Genomic DNA, 18,079 nt, shown 5'->3' with positions numbered 1-18,079 from the left:
TTATCGTACGACAAGACGACTCGTCTATGGGTTATCGGTAGTTTTGAAACATCTTGAAATATATACGCCCAGTGAATAGGGATTTAAAGCAATCCAGGTTATTCCTTGGTTGTCTTTAAAAATAAGGGTTTTGTCGGGATTTACTGAAAATGTATGCAGATGAGGGGCGGGTTATTGGGTCTTTTCAAGTGTTGTACGATGACCTATGATCGGTCGCAACAGACGACACTCCCGTCACAAATCCAATAAGAAGGCTTACGACGTCCATGAGAATCACAGCAGTCAACGTTCAGGTGTTTTCCTACCCGACCCGCCGCGCAGTGGACAGCGCCGGCCATGCGCACCCGGGTGATGTCACCCAGGCGCAGATGGCTTTGCTGCGCATCCAGACCGAAGACGGCCACGAGGGTTATGCCTTCGGCGCCCCCGAACTGATCCGCCCGTATGTGCTCGATGGTTTCGTGCGCAAAGTGCTGGTGGGGCAGAACGCCTTCGATCGCGAAAAAATCTGGCACGACCTCGCGCATTGGCAGCGTGGCAGTGCCAGCCAGTTGACCGACCGCGCCTTGGCGCTGGTCGAACAGGCCCTGTGGGATTGGGCCGGGCGCAAACTGGGTGTGCCGGTGCACAAGTTGATTGGTGGTTTCCGCGACAAGGTGCCGGCCTACGGCTCCACCATGTGTGGCGACGAACTGCCCGGTGGCCTGGCGACTCCTGAAGACTACGGTCGTTTTGCCGAGACCCTGGTGCAGCGCGGCTACAAGGCCATCAAGCTGCACACCTGGATGCCGCCGGTGTCCTTTGCCCCGAGCCCGCGTATCGACGTGCAGGCTTGTGCAGCGGTACGTGAAGCGGTCGGCCCCGACATCGCCCTGATGCTCGATGGTTATCACTGGTACAGCCGCACCGAAGCGCTGTACATCGGGCGTGAGCTGGAGAAGCTCGACTTCGCCTGGTTCGAAGAACCGATGATGGAAGAGTCCGCCGAGTCCTATGCCTGGCTGGCGGGGCAGTTGGACATTCCGGTGCTGGGCCCGGAAACCCTGTCCGGCAAACACCTCGCCCGTGCCAGTTGGGTCAAGCACGATGTATGCGATATCTTGCGCGCCGGCGTGGCGGGCGTCGGCGGCATTGCGCCGTGCCTGAAGGTTGCGCACCTGGCTGAATCCTTCGGCATGGATTGCGAGATTCATGGCAACGGCGCGGCTAACCTGGCTGTCGTCGGCGCGATCAAGAACTGCACCTGGTATGAACGTGGCCTGTTGCACCCGTACCTGGATTACGACGAAGTACCGGCCTACCTCAAGCGTCTGGTAGACCCGATGGACAGCGATGGTTTTGTGCACCTGTCCGACTTGCCGGGCCTGGGTGAAGACATCGATTTCAACTTCATCGAAACCAACACGCTTAAAAGCTTCTGACGTGTACACGGTCAGTCCGGCATAAGTCGGGCTGATCAAGAGCCCTATAAATATAAAAAAGGCACTCTTGTTATGAGCATTTTCCCTTCGCTGTGGGCGCGGGTATTCGTCGCCGCCCTGGCCGTTACCGCTGTACCTGCAAGCTTTGCCAAAACGCCGGCTGACCAGTTGATTGTCGGCATGAGCATGATCAACCTGCTGTCCCTTGACCCGGCGGCGGCCACCGGCCTGGACGTGTCGGAGATCAACGCCAATCTCTATGACATGTTGCTGGTGCAGGACGTTGCCCAGCCGGATCGCCTGGTACCGGCGCTGGCCGAGCGCTGGCAGGTCAGTGATGACCGCAAGACCCTGACCTTCAACCTGCGCACCGGCGTGAAATTCCAGTCCGGCAATGACCTGAGTGCCGAAGACGTTGCCTGGTCGTTGCAGCGCGTGCTCAAGCTCAACCTGGCGCTGGCTTCCACCTGGAAGGCCTACGGCTTTACGGCTGAAAACGTCGAGCGCTACATGCGTGCCACGGATGCCACGACCTTCGTGATCGAGCTGCCGCGTCCGACCGACCCGCTGCTGGTGCTCAACACCCTGGCGACCTCGCCGAGTGCGTTTGTCCTTGATCGCAAAAAAGTCCTCGAACACCAGAAAAACAACGACATGGGCGCCGCCTGGCTGGTGACTCACGCCGCCGGCAGCGGTGCGTTTGTGCTCAATGACTGGCGCGCCAACGACGTGATCCTGATGACCCGTTTCGACGGGTACTGGGGCGGCCCGGCCAAGCTCAAGCGCATCGTCATGCGCAACATGACCGAGTCGCAGTCGTTGCGCCTGATGATCGAGCGCGGCGACCTGGACATCGCCAAAGGCATGTCTGCGCCGGACATCGAAGCCCTGCAGAAAAGCGAGAAGGTCCGCACCCAGACCTTGCAGCGCGGCACCCTGTACTACGTCGCCCTGAGTGTGAAGCAACCGATGTTTGCCGATGCGCGTGTGCGCAAGGCCGTGCGTGCGCTGATCGATTACCAGGGCATCAACCAGACCGTCATGCCTCATTACGGCGTGATCAACCAACGACCGCTGCCGCTGGGCCTGGCCGCACGCCTGCCGGATCCGGGTTACACGCTCAACGTCGAGCAGGCCAAGGCCTGGCTGGCCGAGGCCGGTTACCCGAACGGTTTCAAGACCACTATTCGCGTGCTCGCCGAACCGCCGTTTATCAACATTGCCTCCAACCTGCAGTCGACCCTGGCCCAGGCCGGTATCGACGCCAGCATCATCACCGGCACGGGCAACCAGATCTACGGTGCGATGCGTGAGCGCAACTTCGACATCATCGTCGGCCGCGGCGGTGGCGGCGCGGAACGCCATCCGCACTCCAGCCTGCGTACGCTGGTGTACAACCCGGATAACCGCGATGAAGCCAAGCTGACCAACTTCCAGGGCTGGCGCACGTCCTTCTACAGCCCTGAGCTGAACCAGCTGATCGAGCGCGCCGAAGTCGAGCCTGACACAGGCAAGCAACTGGCCCAATACCGTGACATCCAGGAGCAGGTCGACCGGCAGGTCGGGGCCATTTTGCCGGTCTCGCAAATGACCGACACCGTGGTGGTGTACGACGACGTGGCCGATTTCCAGGGCCATACCGCCGCGACCACGCGCTACAAAGACGTCTACAAGAAGCGCTGACCGATTATCAGGAGCTCACTATGTTTGTTATGACTGCCTCTGTCATGGGCGCTCGCGCGTCCAACACAGCCCGGCGTGCCGGTACGGTGCTGGTGACCTTGCTCGGCCTGCTGGCCCTGACGTTCATCATCGGCCGGGTCATGCCGCTCGACCCCGTGCTGGCGGTAGTCGGGCCGGATGCCGACAGTTCCACCTACGATCAGGTGTACCGGTCGATGGGCCTGGACAAGCCGATCTGGACCCAATTCGGTCTTTACCTCAACGACCTGCTCCACGGTGACTTCGGCAATGCGCTGTTGACCGGCCACCCGGTACTCGACGATATCCTGCGGGTATTCCCCGCGACCATCGAACTGGCCACCCTGGCGATCCTGTTCGGCGTGCTGATCGGTTTGCCGCTGGGCGTCTGTGCCGCCAGCAACCAAGGGCGCCTCGGCGATCACGTGGCGCGGGTGATCACTTTGTTCGGCTACTCCACGCCGATTTTCTGGCTGGGCATGATGGGGCTGCTGGTGTTCTACGCCTGGCTCGGCTGGGCCGGTGGAGCGGGGCGCATCGACCTGGCCTACGACGGCATGGTGCCCGAGGTCACCGGCCTGCTGCTGATCGACTCGACCCTGGCACGTGACTGGGATGCCTTCGCCAGCGCCCTGCGCCACATCGTGTTGCCGGCGCTGATCCTCGGCCTGAACTCGGTGGCGTATATCAGCCGCATGACCCGCAGCTTCATGCTCGAGCAGCTGTCCCAGGAGTACATCATCACCGCGCGGGTCAAGGGCCTGTCCCGTCGCCAGGTGGTGTGGGGGCATGCGTTTCGCAACATCCTCGTGCAGTTGCTGACGGTGGTCGCGCTGGCCTACGGCTCGTTGCTGGAGGGCGCGGTGCTGATCGAAACCGTGTTTGCCTGGCCGGGGTTCGGCCAGTACCTGACCAGCAGCCTGATGCTCGGCGACATGAACGCGGTGATGGGCTGTGTGTTGGTGATCGGCTTGATTTTCGTCGCGCTCAACCTGATCAGCGACGCCTTGTACAAGGTGTTCGACCCCCGTACCCGTTAACGCACTGCGCCGTACCGATAAAACTATAAAAAGAAGGAATTTTGCATGAAGACGGTATTTTCAACACTGCACCTTGGCCTGTTGACGGCGATGCTCGCCCTTGGGCCGATGACAACGGCCAGCGCCAAGACCCCCGCCGATCAATTGATCGTCGGCATGAGCATGGTCAACCTGTTTTCCATCGATCCGGCCAATGCGCCCGGCCTGGATGCCTCCGGCGTCAACGCCAACCTCTACGACACGCTGATCAAGCGCGACCAGGGCAACCCGGAAAAACACCTGCCGCAATTGGCCGAACGCTGGGACATCAGCGAAGACGGCAAGCAGGTGACCTTTCATCTGCGCCAGGATGTGAAATTCCATTCGGGCAACCCGCTGACCGCCGAGGACGTGGCGTGGTCGCTGTACCGGGTGATGAAGCTCAATTTCGGCCTGGCCACCACCTGGAAGGCCTACGGCTACAGCGTCGAGAATATCCAATCGCTGATCCGCGCCACGGACGCCCACACCCTGGTCATCGACCTGCCGCAGACCATGGACCCGCTGCTGCTGGTGGACTCCCTGGCGATCTCGCCGAGCGCCGTGGTGGTGGACCGCAAGACGGCCCTGGCGCATGAGAAAAACGGCGACCTCGGCGCCGGCTGGCTGGTGACGAACGAGGCGGGCAGTGGCCCCTTCGTGCTGACCAAATGGAGCGCCAACGATTCGCTGCTGCTGACCCGTTTCGACGGCTACTGGGGCGGCGCGGCGAAGCTCAAGCGCGTGGTGGTACGGCACATGACCGAATCCCAATCCTTGCGCCTGATGCTCGAACGCGGCGACCTCGACCTGGCCTACGGCATGGCGGCGCCGGACATTCGCGCCATCGACGGTTCGGACAAGATCCAGGTGCAGTCATTGCCGCGCGGCACCATGTACTACGTGGCGATGAGCATGAAGCAACCCGAGTTTGCCAAGACTCAGGTGCGTGAAGCCGTGCGCAACCTGATCGACTACAAGGGCCTGGATGAACAGGTGATGCCGTATTACGGCAAGCTCAATCAGCAGCCGATGCAGTTGGGGCTGGAAGCGCGCTTGCCGGATCCGGGCTATCACATGGATGTGGCCAAGGCGAAAAAGCTGCTCGCCGAGGCGGGTTACCCCAACGGTTTCAGCACCACCATTCGCACGCTGTCGGAGCCGCCGTTCATCGACATCGCCGCGCGCCTGCAAGCGACCCTGGCTGAGGGCGGGATCAAGGCCAGCATCGTCACCGGCACCGGCAACCAGGTCTACGGCGCCATGCGCGCGCGCAATTTCGAGATCATCGTGGCCCGTGGCGCCGAGCGCTATCCGCATCCGTATTTCAGCCTGCGCACCTTCGCCTACAACCCCAACAACAGCGATGACGCCGGCTTGCCGAACTTCCAGGGCTGGCGCGCTTCATTCTTCAATCCGCAGCTCAACAGCCTGATCGACCAGGCGGGCGTGACGCGCGATTCGGCACAGCGGGTCAGCCTGTATCACCAGGCGCAGACGCTCTATGACCAGCAGGTGGGGCCGATCCTGATGATCTCGCAGATGACCGACACCGTGGTCAGCGCTGCCGACGTCAAGGGTTTCAGTGGTGACGATGCCGAGGCCACCCGTTACCTGGGTGTCTACAAGCAGCGTTGAGTGGGGCTGCGGCCCTTCAGAATTCACACAGAGAAGATGCTTATGAATGCCAATCTGTCTTCCATCGACACGGCGGCGAAGCGGCCGGTGGATCGCTCGCCGGGCTCCAGCTTCGATGCCTTCTGCAAGAGCGGCCTGCGGGTGCTGCGTCACCTGTTGCGTAACCCCATGACCCTGGCGGGCCTGCTGGTTGCGCTGCTCTTGGTGGTGGTCGCGGCCTTTGCGCCGTGGATCGCCACCCATGACCCGGTCGCGCAGAACCTCGCCACTGCCTTGCAGGCGCCGGGCTCGGCGCACTGGTTCGGCACCGACGAATACGGCCGCGATATTTTCAGTCGGCTGGTCTATGGCTCGCGGATCACGCTGTACATCATTGCGCTGGTAACCGTGATCGTCGGTCCCATCGGGCTGTTTATCGGCACCGTCTCGGGCTACTTCGGCGGGGCGGTCGATACCGTGTTCATGCGCCTGACCGACATCTTTATTTCCTTCCCCAGCCTGGTCCTGGCGCTGGCCTTTATCGCCGCCCTGGGCCCTGGCCTGGAGCATGCGGTGGTGGCGATTGCCTTGACCTCATGGCCACCGATTGCGCGGCTCGCGCGGGCTGAAACCCTGTCCCTGCGCAACGCCGACTTTGTCGTCGCCGTGGAGCTGCAAGGCGCGTCGCCGGCGCGGATTATCCTGCGCCATATCGTGCCGATGTGCCTGTCCTCGGTGATCATCCGCCTGACCATGAACATGGCCGGGATCATCCTCACCGCCGCCGCTTTGGGCTTCCTCGGCCTGGGTGCCCAGGCGCCGCTGCCGGAGTGGGGTGCGATGATTTCCACCGGGCGCCGCTACATGCTCGAGTGCTGGTGGCTGGTGGCGGTTCCCGGGGCGGCGATCATGTTGGTCAGCCTGGCCTTCAACCTGTTGGGCGATGGCCTGCGGGACATCCTTGATCCGCGCAGCGAATAATCGGAGAACACCTTATGTCCGCCATCAAACTGAATGTCGAAGGGCTTAATGTGCGCTTCGTCAGTGGCCAGAAAGAAACCCATGCCGTGCGCGATGTGTCCTTTACCTTGGGGCGGGAGAAACTGGCGATTGTCGGTGAGTCCGGCTCAGGCAAGTCCACCGTCGGGCGCAGCCTGCTCAAGCTGCATCCGCCCAGCGCCAGAATCACCGCCAAGGCCATGGCGTTTGGCGAGGTCGACCTGCTCTCGGCCAGTGAAAAGGCGATGCAGAAGATTCGCGGCCAGCGCATCTCGATGATCATGCAAGACCCCAAGTACTCGCTGAACCCGGTGGTCAAGGTGGGCGACCAGATTGCCGAAGCCTACCTGGCCCACCACAAGGCCAGTCGCAGTGATGCGCGCGAACGGGTCATGCAGATGCTCGAGCAGGTGCATATCCGCGATCCGAAGCGGGTCTACAACCTGTACCCCCACGAGGTGTCCGGCGGTATGGGCCAGCGCATCATGATCGCGATGATGGTGATCACGCGTCCGGAAGTGATCATTGCCGATGAGCCCACGTCGGCGCTGGATGTCTCGGTGCGCCAGCAAGTGCTCAGCGTGCTGGAAGAGTTGGTGGACCAGCAGCAGATGGGGCTGATTTTTGTCAGTCACGACCTCAACCTGGTGCGCAACTACTGTGACCGCGTGCTGGTGATGTACGCCGGGCGCGTCGTCGAATCCCTGGCCGCCTGTGACCTGCAATACGCCGAGCATCCCTACACCCGTGGCCTGCTGGCCGCGCTGCCGAGCATGGATAACCGCCGCGTGCACCTGCCGGTGCTCAAGCGCGATCCACTCTGGCTGACTCAATAAGGAACCTGACCATGCCCATGATCCAAGCGCACGCCTTGAACCTGAGTTTCGGCACCGGCGCTGCCATCAACCAGGTGCTGCACGATGTGAGCCTGAGTGTCGCCGACGGCGAATCGTTCGGCCTGGTGGGGGAGTCCGGTTCGGGCAAGACCACCGTGCTGCGCTGCCTGGCCGGGCAGTACCGGCATTGGAACGGGGAGCTGAGCATCGCCGGCGCGCCGTTGCAGCACAAGATTCCCAAGGAACATTTTCGCAAAGTACAGATGGTCTTCCAGGACCCCTACGGCTCCCTGCACCCCAGGCACACCATCGACACCGCCCTGCGCGAGCCGCTGATTATCCACGGGGTAGGGGACAAGGACGACCGGATCAACGAGATCCTGCTCAAGGTCGGCCTGAACGACAGCTTCCGCTTTCGCTATCCGCATCAGTTGTCCGGTGGGCAGCGCCAGCGCGTGGCCATTGCGCGCGCATTGATCCTTGAGCCCCGCGTGCTGTTGCTGGATGAACCGACCTCGGCCCTGGATGTGTCGGTGCAGGCCGAGATCCTCAACTTGCTGGCGGACCTGCGCCAGCGCGAGAAACTCACCTATCTGCTGGTCACCCATGACCTGGGGGTGGTCACTCACTTGTGCGACCGGGTGGCGGTGATGCAGCACGGCAGGATCGTCGAATTGCTCGACTGCCAGGCCTTGAGTCAGGACCAGGCTGCGCACGACTACACGCGCATGCTGGTGCAGGCCAGTCGTGATTTCAGTCAGGAGTCTGTCGGGCGTAAGGTCGGCTGATTTCTGTAGTCATCGTATGACTATGGGTGGGTCAAGATGCGTGCATTCATGTTTATTGCACGTAAGTCTCTGTTTTTATTGATCAAATGATAATGGCGCAAACTAAAGCGCTTAGAGGCTAGCTAACACTCTCTTACAGTTGTACGATGACTTACCTCTTTAGGTATCCCCCTTTATTTTTCGATTTGAGGTTTGCGAACATGACGCCACAAGAACTAAAAACAGTCCTGTCTTCCGGCTTGCTCTCGTTCCCGGTTACCGACTTTGACGCGGCCGGTGACTTCCGTGCCGACACCTATGCCCGCCGCCTGGAGTGGCTGGCACCTTACGGCGCCAGCGCGTTGTTCGCGGCGGGGGGCACCGGGGAATTCTTCTCCCTGGAGTCCAAGGAATACACCCAGATCATCAAGACTGCCGTGGACACCTGCAAAGGCCAGGTGCCCATCCTCGCCGGTGCCGGTGGCCCTACACGCCAGGCCATTGCCTACGCCCAGGAGGCCGAGCGCCTCGGTGCCGCCGGTATTCTGCTGATGCCTCACTACCTCACTGAAGCCAGCCAGAAAGGCCTGGTGGCCCACGTTGAGCAGGTGTGCAACTCGGTGGATTTCGGCGTGGTGGTGTACAACCGCAACCTGTGCCGTCTCAACGCCGACAGCCTGGAACAGTTGGCCGAGCGCTGCCCGAACCTGATCGGTTTCAAGGACGGCATCGGTGAAGTCGAATCGATGGTGTCGATCCGTCGCCGCCTCGGCGACCGCCTGACCTACCTTGGCGGGCTGCCGACCGCGGAAGTCTATGCCGCGGCCTACAAGGCCCTGGGCGTGCCGGTGTATTCCTCGGCGGTGTTCAACTTCATCCCGAAAACCGCGATGGATTTCTACCGCGCGGTGGCCGCCGACGACCACGCCACCGTGGGCCGCTTGATCGATGATTTCTTCCTGCCGTACCTGGCGATCCGCAACCGCTGCGAAGGTTATGGCGTGAGTATCGTAAAGGCCGGTGCACGCCTGGTCGGCCACGACGCCGGCCCGGTGCGCGCGCCGTTGACCGACTTGCTGCCTCAAGAAGTGGAGCAGTTGGACGTGCTGATCAAGGCATTGGGCGCCCAGTAAGCCCCTTGTAGGAGCGAGCTTGCTCGCGAAAAAACCACAGACGACTCGGGCCACCCGGTAACGCTGTGTGTTGGTTGACGCGTTTCGCGGGCAAGCCCGCTCCTGCAACCGCCTTATCAACTACCTCGAAAAAAACCGGGCGGCAGATGTAGCGCCCCTCGGTGTGAATACCGGCAAAAACAAGGAGAACAACATGCCGTATCAACCCTCGAAAAAAAGACCGGTGCGTTGCGCGCTGGCCCTGGTGGTCCTCGGTTGCAGCCCGCTGTCATGGGCGCTGCAAGCCCCGTCAAAACTGCAAGTACCGACCCTGGCCTTTGATGACCGGCAAATCATCCTGGTGTGGGAAAAGCCTGCCGAGCATGCCGGCATCAAGGATTACCGGGTCTACGCCAACGGCACGCTGCTGGGCAGCGCCAATGCCAATAATGACCAGGTATCACCGGCCAAACCCTACATCGACCAGTTTTATCGGCAAGACACCGCCAACTTTCATCATCGCATCGGCATTCACAGCTTCACCGCCCAGGGCCTGAAGCCTGACACGGCGTACCGCTTCACTGTGCGTTCGGTGGACGGCAACGGCAAAGAGTCCGCCGACAGCGCCCCGGTGCTGCAACGCACCACCCCGGTTGCGGCGATATTCGACGTGAAAAAATACGGCGCCAAAGGCGACGGCAGCCATCTCGACACCCTGGCGATCCAGAACGCCATCGATGCCTGCACCGTCGGTTGCAAAGTCTTGTTGCCTGAAGGCACCTACAAAAGCGGCGCGCTCTACCTCAAGAGCAACATGACCCTGGAGATCGCCGAAGGCGCGACCTTGCTCGGCTCCGAGCGCGCCGAAGATTACCCCCTGGCCGGCTACATCCAGTACCCATATTCCACCACCGTGCGCCCGGCCTCGCTGATCAACGCGTTGCCCCGTGATCCACGCCAGCATCAGTCATTCGAAAACATCCGCATCGTCGGCAAGGGCACCCTCGACGGCAATGGCTGGAAGCGCAACGCCGATGTCGTCGACGAGCGTGGCCAGGCGCTGCCGTTCTACCTGCCCAGCGACAATACCCGCTATGCCCAGGACGGCATCCTCGCCAAGGCGCAGGTGGAACAGGCCGTGGCGCGCGGCATGAACGTCAAGGATGCCTATGGGCAGATGCGCTCCTCGCTGATCACCCTGCGCAATGTGAAGAACGTGTTCTACGGCGGCTTCACCGTGGTGAACCCGGCGTTCCACGGCATCATGAACCTAGAGACCGAAAACGTAGTGCTGGCCAACACCACCCACAAGACCTACGACGCCAACAACGGCGACGGCATCGAGTTCGCCAACAGCAAGGGTGCGATGGTGTTCAACAACTTCTTCGACACCGGCGATGACTGCGTGAATTTCGCGGCCGGCACCGGTGCCGATGCCGTGCACCAGCCGCCGCAGGAAGACGCGTGGATCTTCAACAACTACTTCCGCAAGGGCCATGGCATGGTGGTCGCCGGCAGCCACACCGGCGCCTGGATCCAGAACATCCTGGCCGAAGACAACGTGTCGGACGGCACCGATGCCGGGTTGCGCATGAAAAGCACCAACTTCATGGGCGGCGGCGCGCGCAACGTGACATTCCGCGACTCGGCGATCCGCAACACCGTCAAGCAGGCGTTCATTTTTACCCTCGATTACAACGACCCGAACGCCAAGCTCGACTATCAGCGCTCAACCATCGCGGGGCAGTTCAAGGACATTCGGGTGAGCGACGTGAGCGTCGAGAATGCCCAAGGGGCGGCGATCGAGGTCAAGGGTGATGCAGCGCACAACGCCTACCATCAGGGCCTGGTGTTCGAGCGCGTGCGTTTCAGCGGCGCGGCCAAGGCGCGTATCGATGGACTGAAAGACTCACGCTTCGACCACGTGGTCTTCAGCCAGACCGGCGGTGCCAACCCGTGGCAGGTCAGCGATAGCCAAGGGTTGGTGTTTAAGGACGTGGAGCCGGCGCCGTAAGCGCAAACGTTATGGTGAATGGACCGTTGCACTGTTAGGAGCGAGCTTGCTCGCGAAAAACGCCCAGGCAACGCGTTCATTCTCGATAAGCGCGGTGGCCCTGAGTTCTTCGCGAGCTCGCTCCTACAAAAAGCTTTAGTTCCCTCGCCACAGGTCGGACTGCCCGTAAAGTTGGGTAGATGCCCATGCCCGCTCACCACTGGGGAATCTATTACGTCCTGCGTTAATAGACCTGCGGCACAATGATTTCCGCTGGCGTCGGGCTGCGCGAGTAGTCCTCCTGGCGGACCCGTTGCGGCAGCTCGATCACCGGCAGTTCCACTTCTTCATAAGGCATTTGCCCAAGCAGGTGGTGGATGCAGTTGAGTCGGGCTTTCTTCTTGTCATCGGCCTGCACCACCCACCATGGCGCTTCGGCGATGTGGGTGCGTTCGAGCATGACTTCCTTGGCCTTGGTGTAAGCCTCCCAGCGCCGACGCGACTCCAGGTCCATGGGGCTGAGTTTCCACTGTTTGAGCGGGTCGTGAATGCGGCTGAGAAAGCGCAGGTGCTGTTCCTGGTCGGAAATGGAAAACCAGTATTTGATCAACTGGATGCCGGAGCGGGCGAGCATGCGTTCGAATTCCGGCACGGTGCGGAAGAACTCTTCGTACTGGTCTTCGTTGCAAAAGCCCATGACTTGTTCGACGCCGGCGCGGTTGTACCAACTGCGGTCGAACAGCACGATTTCACCCGCAGCCGGCAGGTGCGAGACATAGCGCTGGAAGTACCATTGCGTCTGCTCGCGATCATTCGGGGCGGGCAGGGCGGCGACGCGGCAGACCCGTGGATTGAGTCGTTGGGTAATGCGCTTGATCACGCCGCCTTTGCCAGCGGCATCGCGACCCTCGAACAGGATCACCACTTTGGCGCCGGTCTTGACCACCCAGCTTTGCAGCTTCACCAGTTCGCCCTGCAGGCGGAACAGTTCGCTGAAGTAAATCCTGCGCGCGGCCTTCTCGGGGCTCTCCTCGACGTGCTCATCGAACAGCGCGTTGAGGTCGTGCCCGTCTTCGGATAATTCCAGTTCCAGCTCTTCGTCACTGTGATCCAGCAGCTCACGGTGGATGCGCTGGATCAAGGCGTCTTCGGTTGTGTACATGGGAAGGAGCTCGCGTCGTGGAGGATGGCAAAGTCTTAGTCGCATTTTGTTACCAACCAATTACAACAAAATGCGCGGATGCGGCGGAAAGGAGGGACGAAATAGCGGTTTGCCATTCAATTTTCATAAAAGCGTAACAAACCTGCTGCAAAGTTCCGGGAGCCCGTAATCACAAGGATTTCCCTGAATGAAACGTCTGATGAAGTCAGCTGCACTCGCCGTTGCGGTTTCTCTAAGTGCCACCTCGGTATTTGCTGCCGAGAACGTCCGTCTGACAGGTTCTGGCGCCAGTTTCCCAGCGCCGATCTACCTCACCTGGTTCAAGGATTTCAGCAAGAAGACCGATGGCGTCACCGTTGACTACCAATCCAAAGGCAGCGGCGCGGGTGTACAGGACTTCCTGAACAAAACCGTGGACTTCGCCGCCAGTGACTCGGCGATGAAAGATGAAGACATCGCCAAGGTCGCCGAAGGCGTGCAGTTGCTGCCGATGACCGCAGGCGAAATCGTGCTGGCGTTCAACCTGCCAGGCAATCCTAAAGAACTTAAGCTGCCACGTGATGTGTACTCCAACATCTTCCTGGGCAAGATCACCAAGTGGAACGATCCGCAGATCGTCGCCGCCAACCCTGGCCTGAAACTGCCGGACATGCCGATCACCGTGGTCGTGCGTGCGGACTCCAGCGGTACCACTGCCGTTTTCACCAAGCACTTGGCGGCCATCAACCCGCAGTTCCAGAAGGACTTGGGTGAAGGCAACACCGTCAACTGGCCAGCCAGCGACAAATTCATCAAATCGCCGAAGAACGATGGTGTGACCGCCACCGTACGCCAGACTCCAGGCGCGATTGGCTACATCGAATACGGCTTCGCCAAGCTGGCCAAGGTTGACTTTGCCCAGCTGCAAAACAAGGCCGGCAAGTACGTCGTACCTAACGCCGAAAGCGGTGCCGAAGCACTGGCAGCAGTGAAGATGCCGGAAAGCCTGGTGGCCTGGCTGCCGGACCCGGACGGTGCCAAGTCCTACCCGATCACGTCCTACACCTGGATGATCTTCCGCAAGGACAACGGCAACCCGGCCAAAGCCAAAGCCATGCGTGAAATGGTCGAGTACAGCCTGACCGAAGGTCAGAAAATCGCCGACTCGATGGGCTATATCCCGCTGCCGAAATCGGTGGTCGATCAGGTTCGCAAAGCGTCTGCCAACATCCAGTAACGCTCGTGAGGCCTCTCTCGGCGGGTGCTGTCAGCCCGGCCGGGAGAGTTACCCCCCTGTTCCGGAATTAGCCAATGAACACACCGTTTGTCGTACCGGGTAACCCGGATTCTGCCTGCCAGCCACCTTCTACGAAGGACTTCCTGGTTGACCGCACCTTCCGTGCGCTTGCACGAATAGGCGTGGTCCTGGTGCTGGCGTTGGTGTTTGCCCTGGTGTTCGAAGTCGGCCGCAAGGCCCTTCCAGGCATGGAAAAGCACGGTTTTGACGTGCTGCTGGGCAGCGTCTGGGATGTCAACCAAGGCAAGTACGGCATTCTGCCGGCCATCTGGGGCACGCTTTACAGTGCCTTTATCGCGTTGCTGATCGCAGGTGTTTTCGGCGTCAGCATGGCGATTTTCCTCACCCAGGATTTTTTGCCGGCGAAGCTGGCGGCGGTGTTTCGTACCATCGTCGAACTGCTCGCGGCCATCCCCAGCGTCGTTTACGGCCTCTGGGGCATTTACGTGGTCATCCCGGCAATTCGGCCGTTGACCGCATGGTTGAACACTGAACTTGGCTGGATCCCCTTTTTCGGGACGTCCCTGAGCGGGCCGGGGTTACTCCCGGCAGCCCTGGTGCTTGCAATCATGATTTTGCCGACCATCGCCGCCGTGTCGCAGGATGCGCTCACCGCCGTGCCGATGAAAACCAAGCAAGCCGCCTACGGCATGGGTACCACCCACTGGGAAGCGATTCTCAAGGTGATGGTGCCGTCCGCCGCCACCGGCATCTTCGGTTCCCTGGTACTGGGCCTGGGCCGCGCACTCGGTGAAACCATGGCCCTGGCCATGCTGGTGGGCAACGCCAACAACATCTCTCTGTCGTTGTTCGCACCGGCCAACACCCTGGCGGCCTTGCTGGCGCTGAACTTCCCAGAAGCCGGGCCGAACGAGATCGAGGTGCTGATGTACGCCGCACTGGTGCTGATGTTGATCACGCTGATCGTGAACATCTTCGGCTCCATGATCATGATGTACGCCCAACGGGGTAATAAGTGATGACTGACCTCACTGCTGCAACCGACCTGACGTCCCCCACCGGCGCACTGCCCAGCCTGCAGCGCCGGTTCGAAGGCCGTGCCCTGCGCAGCCTGGTGTTGACCACTCTGGTCTGGACGGGCGCGCTGCTGGCCAGCGTGCCGCTGATTTCCGTGCTCTACATGCTGATCATGCGCGGCGGCGCACGCCTGAGCCTTGAAGTGTTCACCGAACTGCCCCCCACCGGTTTCGAGACCGGCGGCGGTTTCGGCAACGCGATGGCCGGTACGTTCGTGATGGTCGGCATTGCCGCTGCCATCGCCGTGCCGGTGGGCATCATGGCGGCGATCTTCCTCGCCGAACTGGGCCCGGACAGCAAGCTGGCGAACGCCGCACGTTTTGCCGCGAAGATGCTCACCGGCCTGCCTTCCATCCTGGCCGGTGTATTCGCCTACGCCCTGGTGGTGATGACCACCGGCACCTACTCGGCCCCGGCCGGTGGTGTGGCGCTGGCGGTACTGATGCTGCCGATCGTGGTGCTGACGGCTGAAGAGTCGATGCGCATGGTGCCCAAGATCATGAAGGACGCCGCCTACGGCATGGGCTGCACCCGCTCCCAGGTGATCTGGAAAATCGTCTTGCCCACCGGCCTGCCGGCAATCCTCACCGGCGTGATGCTCGCCGTGGCCCGCGCCGCAGGCGAAACCGCGCCGCTGTTGTTTACCGCGCTGTTCAGCAACTACTGGATCTACCACGACGGCAGCCTGGCGGTGATGAATCCGACGGCCTCGCTGGCCGTGCTGATCTACAACTTCTCCGGCATGCCCTTCGACAACCAGCTTGAACTCGCATGGGCGGCGTCGCTGGTACTGGTAATGATCGTGCTGGTCGTGAATATCGTGAGCCGTATTTTCGGCAAGCCAAAGTATTGAAAACGGGAGCATCTGAATCTTGAACGTATCAACTGCGCAAATAGCCGCTCCGTTTGTCACCCAGGCACCTGTGGTCATGGACTGCAAGCTGGACAAGATCTTCTACGGCAACTTCATGGCCGTGCGTGACAGCCATGTGCCGATCGAAAAGAACAAGATCACCGGCTTCATCGGCCCGTCTGGCTGCGGTAAAAGTACCGTGCTGCGTAGCCTCAACCGCATGAACGACCTGGTCAAAGGCTTCCGTTTCGAGGGCCATGTGCACTTCCTCGGGCAGGACGTCTATGGCAAGGGCGTGGATCCGGTGGTCGTGCGCCGCTACATCGGCATGGTGTTCCAGCAGCCGAACCCGTTCTCGATGAGCATCTTCGACAACGTCGCCTTCGGCCTGCGTCTGAATCGCTACAAAGGCGACCTGGGCGACCGCGTCAAGCACGCCCTGCAAGGCGCTGCGCTGTGGGATGAGGTCAAGGACAAGCTCAAGGTCAGCGGCCTGTCGCTGTCCGGTGGCCAGCAGCAACGTCTGTGCATCGCCCGCGCCATCGCCACCGAGCCGGAAGTGCTGTTGCTCGATGAACCCTGCTCGGCGCTTGACCCGATCGCCACGCGCCGGGTCGAGGAGCTGATGGTCGAGCTGAAGAAGGACTACACCATCGCCCTGGTGACTCACAACATGCAGCAGGCCATCCGTGTGGCCGACACCACGGCGTTTTTCTCGGTGGATATTTCCCAGGGCACGCGCACCGGCTACTTGGTGGAGATGGGCCCGACGGCGCAGATCTTCGAGAATCCGCGTGAACAAATGACTGGGGACTACATCAGCGGCAAGTTCAGCTGATGCCCCTGCGGGAGCTGGGATGCTCCCGTATTTTCAACTGCTTATGGGAATGCCAATGCCTGCAACACGACGCCTTGATTTACCCGCGATTGAACGCGCACTGCGTGAGGTGCAACAGCGCTTCGCCGAGCTCAGCCGGGACTTTACCGAGCCGCGCGACCCGTTGACCGACGAAGTGCTGCACAACGTGCTTGAAGGCTACGCGCTGATTGACGACTATGTCGCGCGGGGCGTCGACCTGTTCGACCTTCAGCAACTGAACCTGATGCTGGAGATCAACGCCACCGTGCTCTGCGGCAGCGACCCGGCGCGCCGCCTGGAATACGCCCAGCACCTGGCGGCGACCGAGGAACACTTCTTCAACAACGTCGAGGGCGGCATCAAGGACTTGTACAACTGGTACTGCGCGTATCGCAGTGAATCAGTCTGGAAGCGCGCAGCCGGGGTGTATGTACGCATCCTCAGCAAGCCGCAACTGTTCATTGAAGGCAACAACCGCAGCGGTTCGCTGATCGTCAGCTATTTGCTGATGCGTGCAGGCTTGCCGCCGTTCGTGCTGACGCTGGAGAACGCCGAGGGCTACTTCAACCCCTCGTCGGTCATCCGCAACTCAGCCAAACATGGAGTCAAGGCGTTGTACGAATTGCCCAAGATCAAGAAAAAATACGCCGCCTTCCTGGAAGAACAGGCGCCGGATCCGATCAAGTTTTTTCTTAAAGACCAACCCTTGCCTGTCTATCAAGGGGGCCATTGATGAGCGGTTATCCCGTGTTCGCCAAGGCAGGGCGGGCTCTCAAGCGTGTTTTCCTGATGCAGCAGCGTCCGCGCATCCGCATTTCCTTCGATATCGACGATACCCTGGCCTGCCAACTCCATCATTGCGACGTCGAGCCGAGCCGGCTGCCAGCCTGCGTGCACCGTTGGCTGGGTGAGCCCTTGCGGATCGGCACACGCTCCCTGACCCGCGAACTACGCCGCCAGGGCTGCAGCATCTGGGTCTACACCTCTTCCGGTCGCACGCCGTCTTATATCCGCCGCTGGCTGATGCTGTACGGCATCCGCGTCGACGGTGTGGTCAACAGCGTGCTGCACAACCACGCGCTGACGGCGCACGGCCTGTCCAACGCCCCCTCGAAATTCCCGCCGGCCTTCGACATCGACCTGCATGTGGATGACTCCGAAGGTGTGCGCAGTGAAGGTCATGACCACGGTTTCCGCGTGGTAGTGGTGGATCCTCAAGACGAAAACTGGGCACAGCGTGTGTTGGAGGCCGTAGCGCAGGTCCAGGCGCAGTTGGCCTGGCAGCAGCCGCTCCGGTACAAAAAGACAACACGGCAGCGCGCGGAGGTTTTTTCTTCCTGAGGCGCTGTGAAAATCCAGAAAAGCCACTCGAACGAGTGGTTTTTTT

The 18,079-nt window shown here is 61.0% G+C and carries 16 protein-coding genes; 15 read left to right on the top strand and 1 reads right to left on the bottom strand.

Translation table 11 applies throughout. The features are described 5' to 3' along the window. The first annotated feature begins 266 nt into the window (after positions 1-266). The 9 genes from J1G35_RS08090 (at position 267) to J1G35_RS08050 (ending at position 11,525) form a co-directional block, all read left to right on the top strand. Complete coding sequence (locus tag J1G35_RS08090; RefSeq protein WP_053139633.1) at positions 267-1,421, top strand: mandelate racemase family protein; 1,155 nt, start codon at positions 267-269, stop codon at positions 1,419-1,421. 72 nt (positions 1,422-1,493) lie between these two features. Continuing rightward, positions 1,494-3,104, top strand: a complete 1,611-nt coding sequence (locus J1G35_RS08085; protein WP_223014445.1) for an ABC transporter substrate-binding protein — start codon at positions 1,494-1,496, stop codon at positions 3,102-3,104. A gap of 20 nt (positions 3,105-3,124) precedes the next feature. Next, positions 3,125-4,162 (top strand): ABC transporter permease, encoded by a 1,038-nt coding sequence (locus J1G35_RS08080; RefSeq protein ID WP_027603508.1) that lies wholly within the window; start codon positions 3,125-3,127, stop codon positions 4,160-4,162. A gap of 45 nt (positions 4,163-4,207) precedes the next feature. Next, the gene (locus tag J1G35_RS08075; RefSeq protein WP_223014443.1) at positions 4,208-5,818 is read left to right on the top strand and encodes an ABC transporter substrate-binding protein; all 1,611 of its coding nucleotides are present in this window, start codon (positions 4,208-4,210) and stop codon (positions 5,816-5,818) included. Positions 5,819-5,860: 42 nt separating this feature from the next. Further along, positions 5,861-6,778, top strand: a complete 918-nt coding sequence (locus J1G35_RS08070) for an ABC transporter permease (protein ID WP_027603510.1) — start codon at positions 5,861-5,863, stop codon at positions 6,776-6,778. A 14-nt stretch (positions 6,779-6,792) separates the two neighbouring features. Then, complete coding sequence (locus J1G35_RS08065; protein WP_027603511.1) at positions 6,793-7,632, top strand: ABC transporter ATP-binding protein; 840 nt, start codon at positions 6,793-6,795, stop codon at positions 7,630-7,632. Between the two features lie 11 nt (positions 7,633-7,643). Continuing rightward, positions 7,644-8,420 (top strand): ABC transporter ATP-binding protein, encoded by a 777-nt coding sequence (locus J1G35_RS08060; RefSeq protein WP_223014441.1) that lies wholly within the window; start codon positions 7,644-7,646, stop codon positions 8,418-8,420. Positions 8,421-8,620: 200 nt separating this feature from the next. After that, complete coding sequence (kdgD, locus tag J1G35_RS08055) at positions 8,621-9,532, top strand: 5-dehydro-4-deoxyglucarate dehydratase (protein ID WP_223014439.1); 912 nt, start codon at positions 8,621-8,623, stop codon at positions 9,530-9,532. A 193-nt stretch (positions 9,533-9,725) separates the two neighbouring features. Then, complete coding sequence (locus tag J1G35_RS08050; RefSeq protein ID WP_053139623.1) at positions 9,726-11,525, top strand: glycoside hydrolase family 28 protein; 1,800 nt, start codon at positions 9,726-9,728, stop codon at positions 11,523-11,525. A 223-nt stretch (positions 11,526-11,748) separates the two neighbouring features. Here the strand turns inward: J1G35_RS08050 and ppk2 are convergent, their stop codons facing one another. After that, complete coding sequence (ppk2, locus tag J1G35_RS08045; RefSeq protein ID WP_053139621.1) at positions 11,749-12,666, bottom strand: polyphosphate kinase 2; 918 nt, start codon at positions 12,664-12,666, stop codon at positions 11,749-11,751. Positions 12,667-12,853: 187 nt separating this feature from the next. On the opposite strand from ppk2, the gene pstS reads away from it, so the two are divergent. From pstS to J1G35_RS08015, 6 genes are all read left to right on the top strand, one after another. Further along, positions 12,854-13,882: a phosphate ABC transporter substrate-binding protein PstS gene (pstS, locus tag J1G35_RS08040; protein ID WP_223014437.1), complete on the top strand. Its 1,029-nt coding sequence runs from the start codon at positions 12,854-12,856 to the stop codon at positions 13,880-13,882. Between the two features lie 74 nt (positions 13,883-13,956). Next, complete coding sequence (gene pstC, locus J1G35_RS08035) at positions 13,957-14,922, top strand: phosphate ABC transporter permease subunit PstC (protein WP_053139617.1); 966 nt, start codon at positions 13,957-13,959, stop codon at positions 14,920-14,922. Beyond that, positions 14,922-15,833: a phosphate ABC transporter permease PstA gene (pstA, locus tag J1G35_RS08030; RefSeq protein WP_223014435.1), complete on the top strand. Its 912-nt coding sequence runs from the start codon at positions 14,922-14,924 to the stop codon at positions 15,831-15,833. The genes pstC and pstA overlap by 1 nt, the downstream gene beginning before the upstream one ends. Before the next feature lie 76 nt (positions 15,834-15,909). Further along, positions 15,910-16,671, top strand: coding sequence for a phosphate ABC transporter ATP-binding protein PstB (gene pstB / locus J1G35_RS08025; RefSeq protein ID WP_010210300.1), 762 nt, complete (start codon positions 15,910-15,912; stop codon positions 16,669-16,671). A gap of 55 nt (positions 16,672-16,726) precedes the next feature. Then, positions 16,727-17,425, top strand: a complete 699-nt coding sequence (locus tag J1G35_RS08020) for a hypothetical protein (protein WP_223014433.1) — start codon at positions 16,727-16,729, stop codon at positions 17,423-17,425. Next, on the top strand, positions 17,425-18,033 hold the full coding sequence (locus J1G35_RS08015) for a hypothetical protein (protein WP_053139611.1): 609 nt from the start codon (positions 17,425-17,427) through the stop codon (positions 18,031-18,033). Before J1G35_RS08020 ends, J1G35_RS08015 begins: the two co-directional genes overlap by 1 nt. Positions 18,034-18,079 lie beyond the last annotated feature (46 nt).

Origin of the sequence: Pseudomonas sp. SH10-3B (genome assembly GCF_019891415.1) — a bacterium.
Lineage (GTDB): Bacteria > Pseudomonadota > Gammaproteobacteria > Pseudomonadales > Pseudomonadaceae > Aquipseudomonas.
This window is presented reverse-complemented; position numbering and strand designations above follow the sequence as displayed.